Origin of the sequence: Capnocytophaga sp. FDAARGOS_737 (assembly GCF_009730375.1) — a bacterium.
GTDB lineage: Bacteria > Bacteroidota > Bacteroidia > Flavobacteriales > Flavobacteriaceae > Capnocytophaga > Capnocytophaga leadbetteri.
On record NZ_CP046316.1, the window covers coordinates 1,747,400 to 1,766,882 of the forward strand.

A 19,483-nucleotide genomic window follows, 5' to 3' on the forward strand; every position below is an offset into this window, starting at 1 on the left:
AAGTCTTTATGTCAAAAAAATGAATAAAAATATAATCCTTAGAAAAGCGGTTGCGAATGAAGCTCCTATTATTTGGGAGATATTAGCCACTGCCATAGAAAGGCGCAAAGCTGATGGTAGCGACCAATGGCAAGATGGCTATCCTAATGAAGGAGTAGTCGCTGACGACCTCAGCAAACAATATGGTTATGTGTTAGTAGAAGGCAAAACTATTATAGGTTATTGCGCTCTTATACTAAACGATGAGCCTGCTTACAAAACTATTGAGGGGCAATGGCTTAGCAATGAAGATTTTATGGTAATACATCGCGTTGCTATCGCTCCTGAGTATTTGGCAAAAGGTTTAGTGCAAACAATGTTAACCTACATAGAGGAATTAGCGAAAGAGCAACACATACATTCGCTACGCGCTGATACTAATTTTGACAATGCGGCTATGCTACATCTCCTACAAAAAATGGGGTATCATTATTGTGGTGAGGTAATGATGAGAGGAGGAAAACGCAAAGCTTTTGAGAAATACAGCGGCTAACCTATTGCTTAAAAAACAAAAAAATGTTATTAACCTATTTAGAAAGATTTATAACCGAAGAGCGCAAAGAGCGTTTTCGCGAGATTATTGGACAACGCACTAATCATTTCACTGTTGCTATGGAAGATGTTTTTCAGATGCACAACACTAGTGCGGTAGTGCGTACTTGCGAGGTATTTGGAGTGCAACAAGCTCACAGCATAGAGGGGCGCTTCGGCAAACGCCTTGATGCTAAAATAGCAATGGGTGCTCAAAAGTGGGTAGATGTATTTCGCTATGACAATACTCAGCACTGCATAGATAGCCTCCGTGCTAAAGGCTACCAGATAGTAGCTACCACTCCGCACAAAGACGCTTACTTTCTGAATGATTTTGACATCAGTAAAAAGAGTGCTTTCTTCTTTGGCACTGAAAAAGAAGGTCTCTCGGAGCAGGTACTCTCGCAGGCTGATACTTTTTTGAAAATACCAATGGTAGGCTTTACTGAAAGTCTGAATATATCAGTAGCAGTGGCCATTGTACTACAACAACTAACCGATAGACTTAGACGCAGCGACCTACACTGGCAACTAACCGAAGAAGAGCGTTATGATACCTTAGTACATTGGACAAAACAATCTATCAGAAATGTGAATGATGTATTAAAACGCTATGAAGAAATAAAAGATACGTTATGAAAAAACTGTTAATCTACGTTTACTTATTTGTCTGCCTCATACCCTCCTTATGGGGACAACAGCCTGCTACCCTTGTGAATGCTGAGGCAAATCTCTATAAGGTAGATGAACTACTATACCGTAGCGAACAGTTAGTAAGTGAGGATAAGGCTATTATCAAGCGTATTCCTATAAAATCGATTATTAATTTGCGATACTTCACCCGTTCGGGCGACAGAAAGTTGTTTGCTCCTTCAGAAGGCGTAAAGCTGATAAACCATCCGTTACTAACATGGCGCATCAAAGCTCCTGAAATAGCCCAAACGCTGAAACTTATACGGCAGCACCAACAAGAAGGTGCTGTACTCTTACATTGTTATCACGGGGCTGACCGTACAGGTATAATGGTAGCTATGTACCGCATTATCTACCAAAATTGGAGTATAAAAGACGCTAAACACGAAATGCTAAATGGACCTTATGGCTACCACAGTGTGTGGAAAAACTTAGAAGCTCTATTTACCGAACAAACTGTAGCTGAAGTGCGCCAACACTTAGGTATCAAATAAATAACACAATGAAAGTAAAAGATATTATCGCTCCCTTAGAAGAGCTTGCTCCGCTAAACTATGCAGAAAGTTTTGACAATGTAGGTCTATTAGTAGGTGATGCTGAGCAAGAAGTGACGGGAGTGCTCATCACCTTAGACACGTTAGAGCCAGTAATAGACGAAGCTATCGCTATAGGTTCAAACCTAATTATCAGCTTCCACCCTATTATCTTTAGCGGACTCAAATCGCTGACAGGTAAGACATATGTAGAGCGCGTAGTGATGAAAGCTATACAGCACCATATTGCTATCTACAGTATGCATACTGCTTTAGACAATCAGTTTGAGGGGGTAAATGCTTCTATTTGCGACCGTTTAGGGCTACAAAACAGACGTATTCTTATACCTCAGCCTGACACTATTCAAAAACTTATTACCTATGTACCTAAAGCCGATGCTGAAATGCTCCGCAAGGCACTGTTTGCTGCAGGAGCTGGCAATATAGGCAATTACGCTGAGTGTAGTTTTAATATTGAAGGTAATGGCACTTACAAGGGCAATGATGCCTCTCACCCTACTATTGGCACTCCAAATGTATTTCACACCGAAGCTGAGACTCAAATAGGTGTTATATTTCCCAAGCACCTACAAAGTGTTATATTAAAAGCTCTGCTACAATATCACCCCTATGAAGAGGTAGCTTATGAGATTTACACTCTTGAAAACTACCACCAACATATAGGAATGGGAATGATAGGTGAATTGAGCGAAGCTATGAGTGAAACTAACTTTTTGGCATTACTACAAGAACGTATGCAAGCAAAGGGTATCAGACATAGTGCTTTAAGAGGAAATCCTATAAAAAAAGTAGCTGTATTAGGCGGTAGCGGTACATTTGCTATCGAAAATGCTAAACGAGCAGGTGCTGATATTTTTATATCAGCAGACTTTAAATACCACGATTTTTTCAAGGCTGAAGGGCAAATATTATTAGCTGATATAGGACATTATGAAAGCGAACAATACATAAAATTACTTTTATTTGAGTTTCTTTCAAAAAAAATTCCTACCTTTGCAGTCTCAATATCAAAAGTGGACACCAATCCTATCAAATATTATTCGTAAATATGGCACAAAAAGTGGATATTACCGTAGAAGAAAAGTTAAGAGCTTTGTATGATTTACAGCTTATTGACTCAAAAATTGATGAACTACAGAACACACGTGGCGAGCTTCCATTAGAAGTTTCTGACCTTGAAGATGAGGTAGAAGGACTAAAGAAACGACACGTAAAATTCAAAGAAGAATTAGATGCCTTACAAGCAGGTATTGCTGAAAAGAAGGCAAAGATAGAAGAGGCGAAGGCGCTGATAAAGAAATACAGCACCCAGCAAAAAAACGTACGTAACAACCGCGAGTATACCTCTATATCTAAGGAAATAGAATTCCAAGAATTAGAAGTACAATTAGCAGAAAAGCGCATCAAAGAGGGAAAGGTATTAGTAGACCAGAAAAAAGAAGCTATTAAGCAGGTAGACGAACGCAAGGCACAACGCGATGCTCACTTAAAACAGAAAAAAGCTGAATTAGGTTCGGTATTAGCTGAAACTGAAAAAGAAGAAGCTTTCTTAAGAGAAAAAGCTGAAGAGTATGCTGCTAAGATAGAAGAGCGTTTATTAAAGGCTTATCAACGCATTCGCGAGAGTGTAGTCAACCGTTTAGCAGTAGTGCCTATACAACGTGGTGCTTCAGGGGGTTCATTCTTTACTATCCCTCCTCAAGTACAAGTTGAGATAGCTTCTCGCAAGAAAATCATCACTGATGAACACAGTGGGCGTATATTAGTAGATGCTGCCTTAGCTGATGAAGAAAAAGAGAAAATGGAAGCTCTTTTCAAGAGTTTTCAATCTCAGCCATAATTAATGTATTTTTTGAAAAAGACGCTGTTTAACCTTCCAAAATTTCTAACAGCGTCTTTTTTTATTTCAATCTATCCTATAATAGCTTTATTGTTCTACCTCTTCGAGATGTACAAGCTCAACTCCTGCTTTTTCTAAGAATACTAGACCTTCATTATCGCGGTATCCCTCTTTATAAACTACACGCTTAATACCCGATTGGTAAATGAGTTTGCTACACTCTTTGCAAGGAGACATTGTAATATAGAGCGTAGCCCCTTGTGAAGATTGTGTAGAAGCCGCTACTTTCATTATAGCATTTGCTTCAGCGTGTAACACAAACCAATGGGTATTGCCCTCTTCATCTTCACAGCAATTATCAAAACCAGTAGGCGTACCATTATAACCATCAGATATTATCATACGGTCTTTTACCATTATAGCTCCCACTTGCTTGCGCTGAGAATATGAGAGTTTAGCCCACTCCATAGCCATTCGCATATAAGCTTTATCATAGCGCAATTGCTTTTCTTGCTGCTGCTTCATCATCTTGAATTTGTTTTTTAAGAAGTGATACTGATGAAAACTTCCGTTCTTCACGGAGATATTTCACAAAATATATAGTCAAATCTTGTCCATAAAGGTCTTGGTTAAAATCAAAGAAATAAACCTCAATAGAAGCTCCTTTCCCTTGAATAGTAGGGTTCTTACCTATACTCATCATACCGTATACTTTTCGCCCCTCAATAAGACTATACACTACATATACCCCATCTTTAGGTATCAGTTTATAAGAAGCCTCTACCTGAAGATTAGCTGTAGGAAAGCCTATAGTTCTACCTAATTTGAGGCCGTGTACTACTTTACCCGTAAAACTATAAGGTACTCCAAGATAATGTTCAGCTATCTCTACCTTCCCTTCATTAAGAGCTTGTCTTATTTTAGTAGAACTAACAGACACCTCATCTACCTCTTGCACCGAAATTTCTTCTACTGAAAAACCATATTGTTCCCCAAAAAGACGCATATTATCAATATTAGCAGTCCGATTTTTACCAAAATGGTGGTCATAACCTATGATTACCTTTTTAGCACGGAGGTGCTTCACTAAAAGCTCAAACACAAAAGCTTCAGCAGAAAGGTTCGCAAAAGCCTCATTAAAAGGTTGTACAATAAGCAAATCAACCCCAAGCGACTGTAGAAACTGTTTCTTCTCTGCCAGCGTATGAATAAGCTTCAGCTGCTGGTCGTGCTGTACTATCATACGCGGATGAGGAAAAAAAGTAAAGACAGTAGCCAATAGTCCGTTTTTGTGTGCTGTTTCTACCACCCTTTTGATAATTTTCTGATGCCCCAGATGTACACCATCAAAAGTACCAATAGTAATGACAGTTGGCTTTTCAGAGGTAAAAGTAGTAATATCGGTTATTTCTCTCACTTGTCGTAAAACTTATTATAGATATCAATATATTTTTCTTTTATAACACGGCGCTTAAGCTTGAGGGTAGGTGTGAGAAGTCCTTCGTCAATCGTCCATTCGTCAGGGGTAAAATCAAAGAGTTTTACCTGTTCCCATTTTCCCAAATGTCTGTTTACCCTTTCTACCTCTTGGGCTACACGATTATGAACCTCCTCATTCTTAGCTATTTCGGCATTTGTATTACCTATTTTTAGGTTATGGCGTCTTGCCCATTCCCTCACAAAAGGAAAGTTAAGCTGAATAATAGCAGCAGGCATCTTCTCTCCCTCACCCACTACCATTGCATTTTCAATAAAACGAGAGAGCTTCAACTGGTTTTCAATAAGCTGAGGGGATACATATTTTCCTCCTGAAGTTTTAAAGATTTCCTTTTTTCTATCTGTTATTTTCAGGAAGCCCTCAGCATCCAATTCACCAATATCGCCTGTATGAAAGAAGCCATCAGTAATATTTTCAGCGGTTTGTTCCGCATTTTTATAATAGCCTAACATCACATTTTCTCCCTTAACAAGAATTTCCCCATCTTCAGCTATTTTTACCTCTACATTATTTACAGGCTTGCCTACGGTACCAATTTTCCAATACCTACCTGATTCTCGATTAACAGAGATCACAGGCGAAGTCTCAGTAAGCCCATATCCTTCCATAATAGTAAGCCCTGCTGCAGAAAATACTTTTGCTAAACGCGGAGAAAGCGCGGCACTACCACAGACTATCATCTGTATACGCCCTCCTAAGGCTTCACGCCACTTACTAAATATAAGTTTGCGCGCTATCTTCAATTGAATTTCATACCAGAAGCCATTAGCACCATAAGGTTCATAATGAAATCCTAAACCGAGTGCCCAGAAGAAAAGCCTTTTCTTAATCCCCTTAAGTTCTGTGCCTTTAGCAAATATTTTATCATAAATCTTCTCTATAAGGCGTGGTACTACTGTAAGGATATTCGGTTTAACTTCTTGAAGATTTTCACTTATTTTTTCGATAGACTCAGCAAAATAAATACGCAATCCATCATACTGATAAAGATAAGTAAGCATCCTCTCAAAAACATGGCACACCGGCAAAAAGCTAAGCGCTGTAGAACCTGGTAAGATTGGAAGCCTATCTTGGCAGTTGATAATATTAGAAATAATATTCCAGTGAGAGAGCATTACTCCTTTAGGGCGATTAGTAGTACCCGAAGTATAAATAATAGTTGCTAAATCATCTTTTTTAATGCTATTTTTAAGGTCTTCTACCTCTTGTTGATTGCTTTCATCTGCTCCTAAATCAAATATTTCTTGCCAAGAGTGAGCAAGCTCAACTGTATCAAAGGTAAAAATAGTAATCAGATGCGGTAATTTATTTTTGATAGAAGTAATTTTATCTAATAACACCTTATCAGAGACGAAGCAATACTTACATTCTGAATGATTTAGTATGTACTCAAAATCTTCTAAAGTAATGGTAGGATAGATAGGTACATTTTGCGCCCCTATTTGTAGGATACCAATATCTAAGATGTGCCATTCAGTGCGATTAGTACTCGAAATGACAGCTATTTTATCATCTTTTTTAACTCCTAAGCGCAATAATCCTCTACTTACGCAGTTCGCTTTCTGAATATAAGTTTGTGTTGAAGTCTTTTCCCACTTCCCATTGTATTTGGTTGCAAAAGCATCGTCCAATGGGTATTTAGTTTGTTGATAATAAGGAATATCAAACAAACGAGTAACGGTATTCATTGTTCTTTTGTTTTTTATTTTTGGTTATGTGTGCAAAAGTAATAAAATTTTGTTAAATGGCAAATAAAACAATGAGTCAATTCACTTCTTTTGCGCAAACTGACTCATTCTTATTTAAAAAAATTAACACATTATCTCTACTCAACAGTTACCGATTTGGCTAAATTGCGAGGCTGATCTACATTGCAACCGCGCTTAATAGCGATGTAATAAGAGAGCAATTGCAAAGGCACAGAAGCCAAGATTGGCGTAAGAGCCTCACTAATTTCAGGTATTTCAATCACGTGGTTAGCCAGACCTGCCATTTGGGTATCCCCTTCTGTTACTACGGCTATAATTTTGCCTTTTCGTGCCTTAATCTCCTGAGCGTTAGATACTACCTTATCATAATGCCCTTTGTTTGGTGCAATAAATATTACAGGCATATTCTCATCAATAAGGGCTATAGGCCCGTGCTTCATCTCTGCAGCAGGATAACCTTCAGCGTGAATATACGATATTTCTTTCAGTTTCAAAGCCCCTTCTAAAGCCGTTGGGAAGTTAAAACCACGTCCTAAATACAAACAATTAGTAGCGTGCTTATAGTTTTCTGCTATTGCTTTCACATTATCGTGCACTTTATTAAGGGTAATCTCCAAAAGTGAAGGAATTTTGCCCAAATCTTCGCATAAACGCTGATATGTCTCGTCAGAAATAGTACCTTTCTTATGTCCTAAGTGCAAAGCGATAAGGGTAAGCACTGTAAGTTGTGTAGTAAAGGCTTTGGTCGAAGCCACTCCTATTTCAGGACCTGCGTGGGTATAAGTACCCGAATCGGTAATACGAGCTATCGAAGAACCTACCACATTGCAAATTCCATAGATAAAAGCGCCTTTCTCTTTTGCCAATTTAAGAGCTGCCAAAGTATCAGCGGTCTCTCCTGACTGCGAGATAGCAATAACGATATCATCTTTATTGATAATCGGATTGCGGTAGCGGAACTCCGAGGCGTATTCTACTTCTACAGGGATACGTGCGTACTCTTCTAAGAGATACTCACCTACCAGCCCAGCGTGCCACGAGGTACCACAAGCTACAATAATGATGCGTTTAGCATTGAGAAAGCTTTCCAAATGCGCTTCAATTCCTGATAGCTTAGTAGTATGGTCAGGCAACAACCTACCTCTCATTGTATCTTGTATCGACTTAGGTTGCTCGTAAATTTCTTTGAGCATAAAGTGGTCATAACCTCCTTTTTCTATAGCATCAAGGTTTAACTTCAGTTGCTGTACAAAAGGACTCACAGCCTCATTACTGCCTATTTTAATCACTTTTAAAGGCTCGTTTAGGCGAATAGTGGCCATTTCGCCATCTTCTAAATACACAGCATTTTGGGTGTATTCAATAAATGGTGAAGCATCTGAAGCTATAAAAAACTCATCACTACCTACACCAATTACCAGCGGACTCCCTAAGCGTGCCACTACTATCTCTTGCGGATTGCCTTCTTCCATTACGGCAATAGCAAAAGCTCCTACTACCTCATTAAGGGCGTAGCGTACCGCTGTAGCTAAGTCTTTTTGTTCTTTTTGTTTAAAATATTCTATAAAGTTCACTAATACCTCAGTATCGGTGTCAGAATGAAAGGTAAATCCTTCTTTGATAAGGTTTTGCTTAATACTCGCATAGTTCTCAATAATACCGTTATGCACGATAGCTATCTTGCCCGAATTAGACAGATGAGGATGCGAATTAACATCATTAGGCACTCCGTGGGTAGCCCAACGCGTATGCCCCATACCGCTACCATAAGCAGGCACATCAGCTCCTGCTTTAGCCACCAAGTCAGATACTTTACCTTTAGTTTTCTCAGTATGAAAAGTTGTGGCGTTTAGTATAAAGCCAGCACTGTCATAGCCTCGATATTCTAAACGTCTAAGTCCATCAATCACGATGGGAAAAGCGGCACGTTTGCCTAAATAACCTACGATTCCACACATATTTTTTATTTTTTAAGTTTCCTTTTTTCATTTTATACTCTTACGCTCTCGGGCACTAATACCGTATAATCACCATTATTGCGAATTACATCGCGTACAATAGACGATGATATAAAAGAGGTACGAGCTGCCGTAAGCAAAAAGACAGTTTCTATCTTAGATAGGGTGCGGTTAGTATGTGCAATAGCTTTCTCAAACTCAAAGTCGGCAGGGTTGCGAAGCCCTCTTAAGATAAATTGAGCATCAATTTCTCTGCAATAATCAACTGTCAGTCCCTGATAAGTACTTACCTTCACTTTGGGTTCATCGGCAAAGGCTTTTTCTATAAACTCTTTGCGCTGTTCAACGGTAAACATATAATTCTTATCACCATTTACACCTATGGCTACTACTATTTCGTCAAATAGAGCCAAAGCACGGCGTATAATATCAAAATGTCCTAACGTAATAGGGTCAAAAGACCCGGGGAATAAAGCTCTTTTCAATGGTTAATTATTTAGTATTAAGTACTCGTTCTATCTCGCTTTCAAATAAGTCTGCCAAGCTAATCCCCGCTACTTTAGCTTGCTGTGGCAATAGGCTCGCTTCCGAAAGACCTGGGGTCGTATTCATCTCTAACAAATAAGGGGTATCCCCTACTATAATGAATTCACTTCTACTAAAACCTTCCATTTTCAATAGTCGGTACACGCGCTCTGCCAAAGCGTTAATTTTAGCCGTCATCTCTTCCGAAATGCGCGCTGGGGTTATCTCTTGCGATTTGCCATTATACTTAGCGTCATAGTCAAAAAAATCATTTTCTGACACTATTTCAGTCATTGGCAACACCTTTATGACTCCGCGATACTTAATCACACCAATAGAAATCTCAGTTCCTTTCAAGAAACTTTCTATAAGTATCTCATCATCTACCGCAAAAGCTTTATCAATAGCCTCTTTTAGGGCAGCTTCTTCATTTACTTTGCTAGCGCCTAAGCTACTACCTGCCTTATTAGGTTTTACAAAGCAAGGCAAGCCTACTTTAGCTACTATATCGGCAGTACTATAGTTTTCCCCTTTATTCAGATAATACGACGGAGCTGAAAGAATACCAAAAGGTTTTAGCACCGATAACATATCGCGTTTGTTAAAGGTCAATGCCGAAGCGTACATACTACAGCCTGTTAAGGGCACGCCTATCAGATTAAAATACGCTTGCAGATAACCGTCTTCCCCTGGGGTACCGTGAATAGCGTTAAACACCGCCTCGAAAGTAATCTTTTGCCCGTTTATTACTACTGAAAAGTCATTGCGGTTGATAGGGTATTCAGCATTCTGTTCATCTACATACACCCATTTATCTCTATCGATACGCACTAAGTAAGGTGTGTACTTTTCTTTATTAAGGTGATTAGCTACCACCCTTGCACTTTTTAAAGAAACAGGAGCTTCATCAGAGTAGCCCCCCATTATTATTGCTATATTTTTCTTCATATCACGTTTTTTGTTTATAAGTCCCTTTTTCACTCTTCTAATAAGTTAGAGACTTCTTTTTGAAGTACTGGTATATACTGCCATACTATTGCCCAAATAATTTCATCAGAAACAGTATCATAACCGTGTATAATTCTATTGCGAACATCTACTATCTGACGTGCTTGTGTTATCTGAATCTCACTATCTTTCTTCAAAATACGATTCATAGCTTCTCCTATTATCTCAATATTTCTTTCTACTGCTCTTTTGGTTTTCAAATCACTTTTAAACTCTTCAAAAGTAGTATGTTCTTCAAAATAACTTTCTATCTCAACAATAGCATTAAGCACATCATATAACCAAACTTTTACTTCAATCTGCATAAATAAGTCGTTTTTTTGAATTAATATGCGCTAAAAAATAAGGATTTTTAACCGCTTTTTCCTCTAATAAATCAATCTCTCGGTTGAAAATAGCTTGCAAAGCAAATTTTAAATTGAAATAGTTAGCCGCGTATTCCGATACATCTTGCTGTTTAAAATCTACTATCAAATCTATATCGCTATTTTCATTAAACTTTGGGGTAAGTACCGAACCAAAAGCATATAAGGTCTTTACCTTGTGGTTTTGGCACAAAGCATCTATTTTTAGCTTATTATCTTCTAAAAGATGATTCATTACTTCTGTCTGAAATACACATCAATAGGAACTCCTTTAAAATCAAAGTTTTCACGGAGTTTATTCTCAATAAAACGCCTATAAGGGTCTTTTACGTACTGCGGCAGATTAGCAAAAAAAGCAAACTGCGGCATCGGTGTAGGCAATTGGGTACAGAACTTTATCTTCACATATTTACCTTTGATAGCTGGTGGCGGATAGTTCTCTATTATTGGCAACATCACCTCGTTAAGCTGACGGGTAGGTATACGCTTAGTGCGGTTGTTATACACCTCTACCGCCGTCTCTATCGCCTTGTAAATACGCTGTTTATTAAGGGCTGACACAAAGATAATAGGCACATCAGTAAAAGGTTCTATCTCTTTGCGAATGGCAGCCTCGTAAGCCTTAGCCGTATTATTTTCTTTCTCTACCAAATCCCATTTATTAACTAATATCACTATACCTTTGCGGTTGCGTTGGGCAAGCCAAAAGATATTAGCATCCTGACTTTCAAAGCCGCGTGTCGCATCGAGCATCAGTATACACACATCAGAGTGCTCAATAGCGCGAATAGAGCGCATCACTGAGTAAAACTCAAGGTCTTCTTTAACCTTCGATTTACGGCGAATACCAGCCGTATCAACCAAGTTAAACTCAAAACCAAAGCGGTTGTATCTCGTATCAATAGCATCGCGAGTAGTCCCTGCTATATCGGTCACTATATAGCGGTCTTCGCCTATAAGAGCATTAATAAATGACGATTTTCCCGCATTAGGTCTCCCCACTACAGCAAAGCGTGGCAGATTTTCTTCCTCCTTCTGTTCTTTTTCAGGTAAGTTTTTCACTAGCTCGTCTAACAAGTCGCCGGTACCACTACCATTAATGCTCGATATAGAAAACAAATGCTCAAATCCTAAGGCGTAAAACTCGTGGGCATCATCGCGGCGGTTATTGCTATCCACCTTATTAACTACCACAAAAACAGGCTTTTTACTTTTGCGCAATAGGGCAGCTACCGATTCGTCCATACCGGTCAAACCGTCTTCTACATTCACCATAAAGATGATAGCATCAGCTTCGTCAATAGCCAGATTTACTTGTTTATCAATTTCTTTCTGAAAGGTATCATCGCCACCGGCCAAATACCCTCCTGTATCGATAACCGAAAACTCCACACCATTCCAATCCGTTTTGCCATAATGGCGGTCACGGGTTACGCCGCTTACGGCATCAACTATCGCCTCACGGCGTTTTATCAAACGATTAAAAAAGGTCGACTTACCTACATTAGGGCGCCCCACTATTGCTACAATAGCACTCATATTAGTTAATTTATTTTTGCAAAGATAGTAAATAATTATCAAATGACAAATGACCACAGCAGAAAATATTTCTTTTAGTCCTTCCCTTTACTTTAGATATACTTACACTATACGAACACTATACGAACACCGAAGGATAAGCGTCTATTAAACCACCCTAACCCATAAAAATATCCTACTCACAGCCTTCTCAGCCTCTCTATACCTCCCAGCCTTCCCAGCTTGTCATTCAAAAAATCCCTAAAAATAACTCTCAATTCAAAAAAAAGTCGTACTTTTGAGCCCTCAAAATACATCTAATCAGAAAAGACTTTGCAACAGTATAAACGCACCATAACATTCATTATTAGCTTATTAGTAATCACTTCTTGCTTTTGGTACGCTGAAACTTTTGCCTTTAGAAAAGGCGGTTTTCAGTATGAATATCCTTTTTCTATAGCCGACACTCTCAAAAAAGATAGCTTAACACCTAAGTTGCCTGTCCAACTACGCGGCAGGCGACCCAAACCTCAAAAGCCTAAAGCTAAGGCCGATACCCTCAAGAAAAAAGACACTATCAAAAAACCTAAAGGGGCTTTAGAAGATGTGGTAAAATACAAGGCTAAAGATAGTATCGTCTTCAACAAAGCCACCCACGAAATCATCTTGCACAACGAAACCAATGTGCAATATACTGATATTGATATTACTGCAGGGATAGATGTTATCAACTTTCAAAAAGGTGAAGTATATGCTGGGCGACTAAAAGACAGTCTTGGCGAGTATAGCCAGCACCCTGTATTTAAGCAGGGTAGTGATGTTATTGAGCCGGACTCTATCCGCTTCAACTACCGCAACCAAAAGGCGATTATCCGCAACGCCTACACTAAGCAGGACGAGAACAATGTAAAGGGCGAAATCATCAAGAAAGAGAACGACTCTACTTACTTTATGCGCAACGCCATCATTACTACGGCCGAAGACCTCGACGACCCCGATTATTACATCAAAGTATACAAAGCTAAGTTCGTACCTAAAAAGAAGATTATCGCAGGCTTCAGCAATATGTATATAGTCGATATCCCTACCCCTATCGCTATCCCATTTGCTTATTACCCAATGGTATCGGGGCGCTCTTCAGGGCTTATCTTTCCTACCTTTGGCGAGGTGAATAACCGCGGTTATTTCCTTCAGAACATAGGCTATTACTTTGTAGTTAGCAATAATTTCGACCTTGCCCTCACAGCCGATTATTACACTAATGGCAGCTACGGACTGCGTGCCCAATCGGCCTATGTGAAGCGCTACAGATACACCGGTAGCTTCAACCTTACTTATGAGAATAACATCTACAGTATGAGGGGCTTACCCGACTATTCGGGCAGTCAGATGTACAGCATACAGTGGACGCATAGCAAGGACAGCAAGGCAAACCCTAACTCTAACTTTTCAGCCTCTGTAAACCTGTCGAGCAATAGTAGGTACTACCAAGAGTCGTATAATCAAGCTAATACCTCTAACTTCCTAAACAACACGATGATGTCGTCAGTGTCATACTCTAAGACTTTTCCTTCATCGCCTTCGGTGAACTTGTCTGTATCGGCATCGCACTCGCAGAATACGAACACCAAAAGTATAGATATGACCCTGCCTTCGCTGCGCGGAAGTGTAGAGCGTATTTACCCTTTTGCTAAAGAGGGCGAAACCAAAAAAGGACTTATCAAGAGTTTGAACTTACAGTATAGTATGCAGGCTGACAACCGTTTTGCTACCTACGATAGCCTTTTCTTTTCAAAGAAAATGTTCAACGAGGCGCGCAATGGGGTGCAACACTCTATCCCAATTAGCACCACTGCTAAACTAATGAAATACATCACCTTAGGGCTCAACTCATCTATCAACGAAACTTGGCAGTTCAAAACCATACGCAAAAACAACTTCAATAGCACTATTGGCAAGGTAGGCATTGATACCCTTAGCGGCTTCGACCGTTTTATGACGTACAACTTAGGGGCTAGCTTAGGAACTACCATTTATGGTACTTTCCGCTTCAAAAAAGGGTCAGCCATACAAGCTATCCGTCACGTGATGCGCCCTTCAGTAAGCTATGGCTACACCCCATCATTCGACCAGTATTATGATTATTACATATCCGATGCTTATGGCAATCGTATGCAGTACTCGCGCTTCGAGGGGGGTATCTATGGCACCCCAGGGCTACACGAATCGCAGTCAATAGGCTTTTCACTTGCTAACACTTTCGAGGCTAAGATGAAGCAAAAAGACAGTGCCGAAACGGCTCCACGAAAGGTTATGCTACTAAACAGCCTCAACTTCAGCTCTAACTACAACGTGATAACCAAGCAATTCAGTCCGGTGAACGTTACAGGAGGTACAGCTCTGTTCAATGGCAAATTAGGGGTTAATTTTGGTGCCACTCTCAATCCGTATGCTATCGACAATAACGGGCGACAAATGGAAAAGTGGAATATCAACAATGGTGGTAGCCTTTTTAGGCTAACCAATGCCAACATTTCTACTAACTATTCTTTCTCTAACAAAGACAAAAAGGACAAGAAAGACAAGAACGGCAAGGATAAAAAGAGTACCGGCAACGTATCGGGCGGACGTACTGACGACCTATTTGGGTCTTCTAAGCCACTAAATGACGTGCAGCATATTGGCGATAAGAAAGAGGAGAAAGACGGAGACGAGAAGCAAAAGTTCTATCAGGCTACTATCCCTTGGGATTTAACGCTTGCGCACTCACTCACTTACAGCAATCAAGCGCGCGAAAGTATGATTTCTAATAACTCACTGATGTTCTCGGGCAATGTATCGCTAACCCCTAAGTGGCAAGTAGGGCTTTCGAGCGGTTACGACTTTGTAAACAAAGGGTTTACATACACCCAGCTCCGTTTCGAGCGCGACCTGAACAGTTTCAAAATGAGTTTTCAATTCACCCCTTTTGGTTACCGCACCTCTTGGTACTTCTTTATTGGTATCAAAGCCTCAATGCTTTCTGACCTAAAATGGGAGAAAAACAAAGAACCAGACCGTATCTTACGATAAAGACAAAAGTATAGTGTATAAGAATGAAAGAAAAAATACAGCAGCTTCGCGAGGAGCTTAATCAGCATAATTACAATTATTACGTGCTCGACACGCCTACTATTTCCGACTTTGAGTTCGACCAAAAACTCAAAGAACTACAGGCATTAGAGCAAGCGCACCCCGAGTATTACGACGAGAACTCGCCTACAGTACGTGTGGGGGGTACTATTACCAAAAACTTCCCTACAGTGGTGCACGAGTATCGTATGTACTCGTTAGACAACTCTTATTCTAAAGAAGATTTAGAAGAATGGGAACAACGTATCATCAAGACTTTAGGTAGTGACCAAATCAACTTCACCTGCGAACTAAAGTATGATGGCGCTTCTATTGATTTGCTCTACGAAAATGGCAAACTCAAGCAAGCTACTACACGTGGTGATGGTATTCAAGGCGATGATATTACTGCCAATGTGCGTACCATCGGTTCAGTGCCTCTACAGCTAAAAGGCGATTATCCTGAGCGTTTCTATATCCGCGGCGAAATAGTAATGCCTAAAAAGGCTTTTGAAGCACTCAACAAAGAGCGCGTTGCTGCAGGCGAAGACCCTTTTATGAATCCGCGCAATACCGCCAGCGGAAGCCTCAAACTGCAAGACACTGCCGAAGTAGCTAAACGCGGCTTAGACTGCTTGTTATACTTTTTAGTAGGCGACACAGGCATAAAGAGTCAGTTTGAGGGATTAGAAAAAGCACGCGCTTGGGGGTTCAAAGTGCCAAACATCTCTAAACTATGCCATTCAACTGCCGAAGTTATGGACTTTATCAACGAATGGGATAGCAAGCGCCACACCCTACCCTACGAAACCGATGGCGTAGTGGTGAAAGTAGACAGCATAGCACAGCAAGAAGAATTAGGCTACACCTCTAAGTCACCGCGCTGGGCGATGGCTTATAAGTTCAAAGCCGAGCAAGTAGATACCCTTTTAGAGAGCATCTCTTACCAAGTGGGTCGTACAGGGGCTATTACGCCTGTAGCCAACTTACAGCCCGTACTTTTAGCCGGCACTATCGTGAAGCGTGCCTCGCTGCACAATGCCGACCAGATAGAAAAACTCGACATACACATAGGCGACTCAGTATATGTAGAAAAAGGCGGAGAGATTATCCCGAAAATAGTAGGGGTGAATTTAGAAAAACGCGAAGCCAATGCGGAAAAAGTCCAATATATCACCCATTGTCCTGAGTGTGGCACAGCTTTAGTGCGCAACGAGGGCGAAGCACAGCACTACTGCCCTAATAGCAACAGCTGTCCTCCTCAAATCACAGGCAAGATACAGCACTTTATTTCGCGCAAAGCAATGGATATAGAGGGCTTGGGAGAGGAAACAGTAGAACTACTCTTTAGAGCTGGTATCATACACACCTATGCCGACCTCTACGAAGTAACTGTTGCCAAACTGCTACCTTTAGAGCGTATGGCACAAAAGAGTGCTGAAAACATAGTAAAAGGCATCGAAAAGTCAAAAGAAATACCGTTTGAGAGGGTGCTTTTTGCCTTAGGCATCAGATATGTAGGCGAGACTGTAGCCAAGAAATTGGCACGCCACTACAAAACCATAGAAGCCCTCGAAGCAGCTACTATTGAGCAGCTAATAGAAGTAGACGAAATAGGCAACCAGATAGCTAGCAGTGTAGTGAGTTTCTTTGCCGATGCTTATAACCGCGCCCTTATAGAGCGTCTAAAAGGCTACGGACTACAATTTGCCCTAAGCGAACAGGCTACCGAAGGGCAGACTGACAAGCTAAAAGGGCTCACTTTTGTAGTATCAGGGGTATTCCACCTACACTCACGCGATGAACTCAAAACCCTTATAGAGCAACATGGTGGCAAAGTAGGTTCGTCTATCTCATCTAAAACCAGCTATGTAATAGTAGGCGATAATATGGGACCTAGCAAAAAAGAAAAAGCAGAAAGCTTAGGGGTAAAAATGATAAGTGAAGAAGAATTTGAAGCGTTAATAATCAGTTAAATATGTAGGGAAGTTTGGCATTGTAAGCTAAAACCGTTATCTTTGCCCCCAATTAAAACAAAAAACTAATTGATGAAACTTTTACGCCTCATACTTTTCTGGTTATGCTGGGCTATTCCCCTGAGTGGGTATGCTCAGAAGACACCCGTTTTCAAAGTAGTTTTAGACGCAGGGCACGGAGGAAAAGACCCTGGTAAGGTAGTCAATAAAACTATTTATGAGAAAGACGTAGTGCTAAAAATAGCCCTTCTGGTAGGAAAGAAATTAGAAGCTCACCCTGACATCAAGGTTATTTACACCCGCAAAACCGATGAGCTTATCGACCTATACGAGCGAGGAGCTATCGCCAACAAAAACAAAGCAGATGTATTCGTATCGATACACTGCAACGCCCACGAAACACAAGTAGAAGGGGCTGAAACTTATGTATTAGGGTTGAATGCTAACGAACAAAACTTCGAGGTAGCTAAGGCTGAAAACTCAGTAATCTATCTAGAAGATGATTATAAGAAGAAGTATGCCCAGTACAATATCAACTCTCCCGAGTCTATTATTGGGCTCTCTATTATGCAAGAAGAGTTTTTAGAGCAAAGCATACAATTGGCTAAGATAGTGCAAAGTCAGCTAACAGGGGTTATGAAGCGCGCCAACAGAGGTGTGCGCCAAGCAGGCTTCATAGTGCTGCACCAAACCTATATGCCTAGTATCCTTATCGAGACGGCCTTTCTTACTAATAACGAAGAGCGAAAATTCTTAACCTCAGAGAAAGGGCAAGAAGAGTTTGCCGAAAACATTGCTACAGCTATCCTAACCTATAAAAAATGGATACAAGGGCAAAGTTCATACGTAGCGCCTAGCGACACTGTATCAGTACACGGCACAGGCAGAAAACAGCCTGCAAACCACCCTACCGAAAAGGGGAGTGTATCTTACAAAGTGCAAATTTCGTCTAGTCCCAAACGCTTGGAAGCTAAGCCGTTTAACTTCAAAGGGCTCTCGCCTATCTCAACAGAAAAAGACGGCAAAGTATATGTGTATTATTACGGCAATGCTAAACGACACAAAGAGGCTCTTACCCTACTGAGTAATGCTAAAAAAAAAGGCTACAAAGATGCTTATATAGCGGCTTTTTATCTTGGGAAACGAATCACTATAGAGAAAGCTAAACAAATAGAAAAATAGAACCTATAAATAAAAACTGATGAAATTATCAAAAGAAGTAAAAACAGCCATTATAGTAATAGCAGGTATTGCTGCTTTTTTCGTAGGATTTAACTTCCTAAAATCAAAATCTATATTTAATAAAACCAATACCTATTACGCTTACTTCCCTCATTCAGGCGGATTAAAAACAGGTACTCAAATAACTGTAAACGGAGTAAAAGTAGGTAGTGTTGAAGCTGTTGATTTAGAAGAGAAAACAGCAAAAATCAAAATCACTATGGAGTGCTCTGACGATTTTTCATTCTCTAAAAATAGTGTAGCCGAGCTGTACAACAGTTTATTAGGCGGTGCTGGACTTCAGATTATCCCTGCTTTTGACAATGCCCCTATAGCGGTATCAGGCGATGTACTCGAAGCGCGTATTCAAGAAGATATGCTTGCGTCTATCTCATCTTCTATTAAGCCTACTCAAGAAAAACTAAACCATTTACTCAATCAGGCTGATACTACCCTTACCGGTGTAAATAAGATTTTAGATGCTAAAACCTCTAACGACCTAAAAGTAGCTATAGCTGAAATCAGTGCTACTATGCGCAACCTCAACCAAGCATCAGTTACCCTCAATAAATTATTAGCTGATAGCCAAAGCAACCTGCGCTCTACCCTACAAAACGCTAATAAAATCACTACTGATTTGGCTAAAGTATCTGGCGAACTATCAGAAGCTGAACTTAACAAGGTTATAGCCGATGCTCAAACTACTCTTAACAACCTCAATACCCTTTTGGCTGATATAGAAGGGGGCAAAGGCACTATAGGCAAACTGATGAAAGATGAAGCGCTATACAAAGACTTAGACAAGTCTGCTAAACAGTTAGAGCTGTTGCTGCAAGACTTCCGCCTAAATCCTAAGCGCTACGTACATTTCTCTATCTTTGGCAAAAAAGCCAAAGTATACGAACCTCAAGACGAAGAAAAATCAGAATAATATAAA

At 40.2% G+C, this 19,483-nt stretch carries 18 protein-coding genes; 9 read left to right on the plus strand and 9 right to left on the minus strand.

Features of this window, described 5'->3' with window-relative positions:
• Nucleotides 1-19 precede the first annotated feature (19 nt).
• From FOC45_RS07895 to FOC45_RS07915, 5 genes are read left to right on the plus strand one after another with little or no spacing between them, the layout of a single operon-like run.
• The gene (locus tag FOC45_RS07895) at nt 20-532 is read left to right on the plus strand and encodes a GNAT family N-acetyltransferase (protein ID WP_009391236.1); all 513 of its coding nucleotides are present in this window, start codon (nt 20-22) and stop codon (nt 530-532) included.
• Between the two features lie 23 nt (nt 533-555).
• Entirely contained in the window at nt 556-1,209 is a 654-nt protein-coding gene (locus FOC45_RS07900) for an RNA methyltransferase (RefSeq protein WP_009391235.1), read from the plus strand.
• A complete protein-coding gene (locus FOC45_RS07905; RefSeq protein WP_009391234.1) occupies nt 1,206-1,757 on the plus strand; it encodes a tyrosine-protein phosphatase in 552 nt (183 codons plus the stop codon). The genes FOC45_RS07900 and FOC45_RS07905 overlap by 4 nt, the downstream gene beginning before the upstream one ends.
• Nucleotides 1,758-1,765: 8 nt before the next feature.
• The gene (locus FOC45_RS07910) at nt 1,766-2,863 is read left to right on the plus strand and encodes a Nif3-like dinuclear metal center hexameric protein (RefSeq protein ID WP_009391233.1); all 1,098 of its coding nucleotides are present in this window, start codon (nt 1,766-1,768) and stop codon (nt 2,861-2,863) included.
• Between the two features lie 2 nt (nt 2,864-2,865).
• Nucleotides 2,866-3,657 (plus strand): zinc ribbon domain-containing protein, encoded by a 792-nt coding sequence (locus FOC45_RS07915; protein WP_009391232.1) that lies wholly within the window; start codon nt 2,866-2,868, stop codon nt 3,655-3,657.
• A gap of 87 nt (nt 3,658-3,744) precedes the next feature.
• Here the strand turns inward: FOC45_RS07915 and FOC45_RS07920 are convergent, their stop codons facing one another.
• The 9 genes from FOC45_RS07920 to der form a co-directional block, all read right to left on the minus strand.
• Nucleotides 3,745-4,185, minus strand: a complete 441-nt coding sequence (locus tag FOC45_RS07920; RefSeq protein WP_009391231.1) for a dCMP deaminase family protein — start codon at nt 4,183-4,185, stop codon at nt 3,745-3,747.
• Entirely contained in the window at nt 4,148-5,074 is a 927-nt protein-coding gene (locus FOC45_RS07925) for a bifunctional riboflavin kinase/FAD synthetase (protein ID WP_009391230.1), read from the minus strand. Before FOC45_RS07925 ends, FOC45_RS07920 begins: the two co-directional genes overlap by 38 nt.
• Complete coding sequence (locus FOC45_RS07930) at nt 5,071-6,843, minus strand: long-chain fatty acid--CoA ligase (protein ID WP_009391229.1); 1,773 nt, start codon at nt 6,841-6,843, stop codon at nt 5,071-5,073. The genes FOC45_RS07925 and FOC45_RS07930 overlap by 4 nt, the downstream gene beginning before the upstream one ends.
• 137 nt (nt 6,844-6,980) lie before the next feature.
• Nucleotides 6,981-8,822 (minus strand): glutamine--fructose-6-phosphate transaminase (isomerizing), encoded by a 1,842-nt coding sequence (glmS, locus tag FOC45_RS07935; RefSeq protein WP_009391228.1) that lies wholly within the window; start codon nt 8,820-8,822, stop codon nt 6,981-6,983.
• 32 nt (nt 8,823-8,854) lie between these two features.
• On the minus strand, nt 8,855-9,307 hold the full coding sequence (coaD, locus tag FOC45_RS07940; RefSeq protein ID WP_009391227.1) for a pantetheine-phosphate adenylyltransferase: 453 nt from the start codon (nt 9,305-9,307) through the stop codon (nt 8,855-8,857).
• A 7-nt stretch (nt 9,308-9,314) separates the two neighbouring features.
• On the minus strand, nt 9,315-10,295 hold the full coding sequence (locus tag FOC45_RS07945; protein ID WP_034540596.1) for a D-alanine--D-alanine ligase: 981 nt from the start codon (nt 10,293-10,295) through the stop codon (nt 9,315-9,317).
• Nucleotides 10,296-10,324: 29 nt separating this feature from the next.
• A complete protein-coding gene (locus FOC45_RS07950) occupies nt 10,325-10,660 on the minus strand; it encodes a DUF86 domain-containing protein (RefSeq protein ID WP_009391224.1) in 336 nt (111 codons plus the stop codon).
• Entirely contained in the window at nt 10,650-10,955 is a 306-nt protein-coding gene (locus FOC45_RS07955; RefSeq protein WP_009391223.1) for a nucleotidyltransferase family protein, read from the minus strand. Before FOC45_RS07955 ends, FOC45_RS07950 begins: the two co-directional genes overlap by 11 nt.
• Nucleotides 10,955-12,259, minus strand: a complete 1,305-nt coding sequence (gene der, locus FOC45_RS07960) for a ribosome biogenesis GTPase Der (protein ID WP_009391222.1) — start codon at nt 12,257-12,259, stop codon at nt 10,955-10,957. Before der ends, FOC45_RS07955 begins: the two co-directional genes overlap by 1 nt.
• Nucleotides 12,260-12,571: 312 nt before the next feature.
• Between der and FOC45_RS07965 the strand changes: the two genes are divergently transcribed.
• The 4 genes from FOC45_RS07965 (at nt 12,572) to FOC45_RS07980 (ending at nt 19,477) form a co-directional block, all read left to right on the plus strand.
• Nucleotides 12,572-15,310 carry a putative LPS assembly protein LptD gene (locus FOC45_RS07965; RefSeq protein ID WP_009391221.1) on the plus strand — a complete coding sequence of 913 codons (2,739 nt, stop codon included), beginning with the start codon at nt 12,572-12,574 and terminating at the stop codon, nt 15,308-15,310.
• Nucleotides 15,311-15,333: 23 nt separating this feature from the next.
• On the plus strand, nt 15,334-17,325 hold the full coding sequence (gene ligA / locus FOC45_RS07970; RefSeq protein ID WP_009391220.1) for an NAD-dependent DNA ligase LigA: 1,992 nt from the start codon (nt 15,334-15,336) through the stop codon (nt 17,323-17,325).
• Nucleotides 17,326-17,397: 72 nt separating this feature from the next.
• A complete protein-coding gene (locus FOC45_RS07975; RefSeq protein WP_009391219.1) occupies nt 17,398-18,507 on the plus strand; it encodes an N-acetylmuramoyl-L-alanine amidase in 1,110 nt (369 codons plus the stop codon).
• 19 nt (nt 18,508-18,526) lie between these two features.
• Nucleotides 18,527-19,477 (plus strand): MlaD family protein, encoded by a 951-nt coding sequence (locus tag FOC45_RS07980; RefSeq protein ID WP_009391218.1) that lies wholly within the window; start codon nt 18,527-18,529, stop codon nt 19,475-19,477.
• Nucleotides 19,478-19,483: the final 6 nt, after the last annotated feature.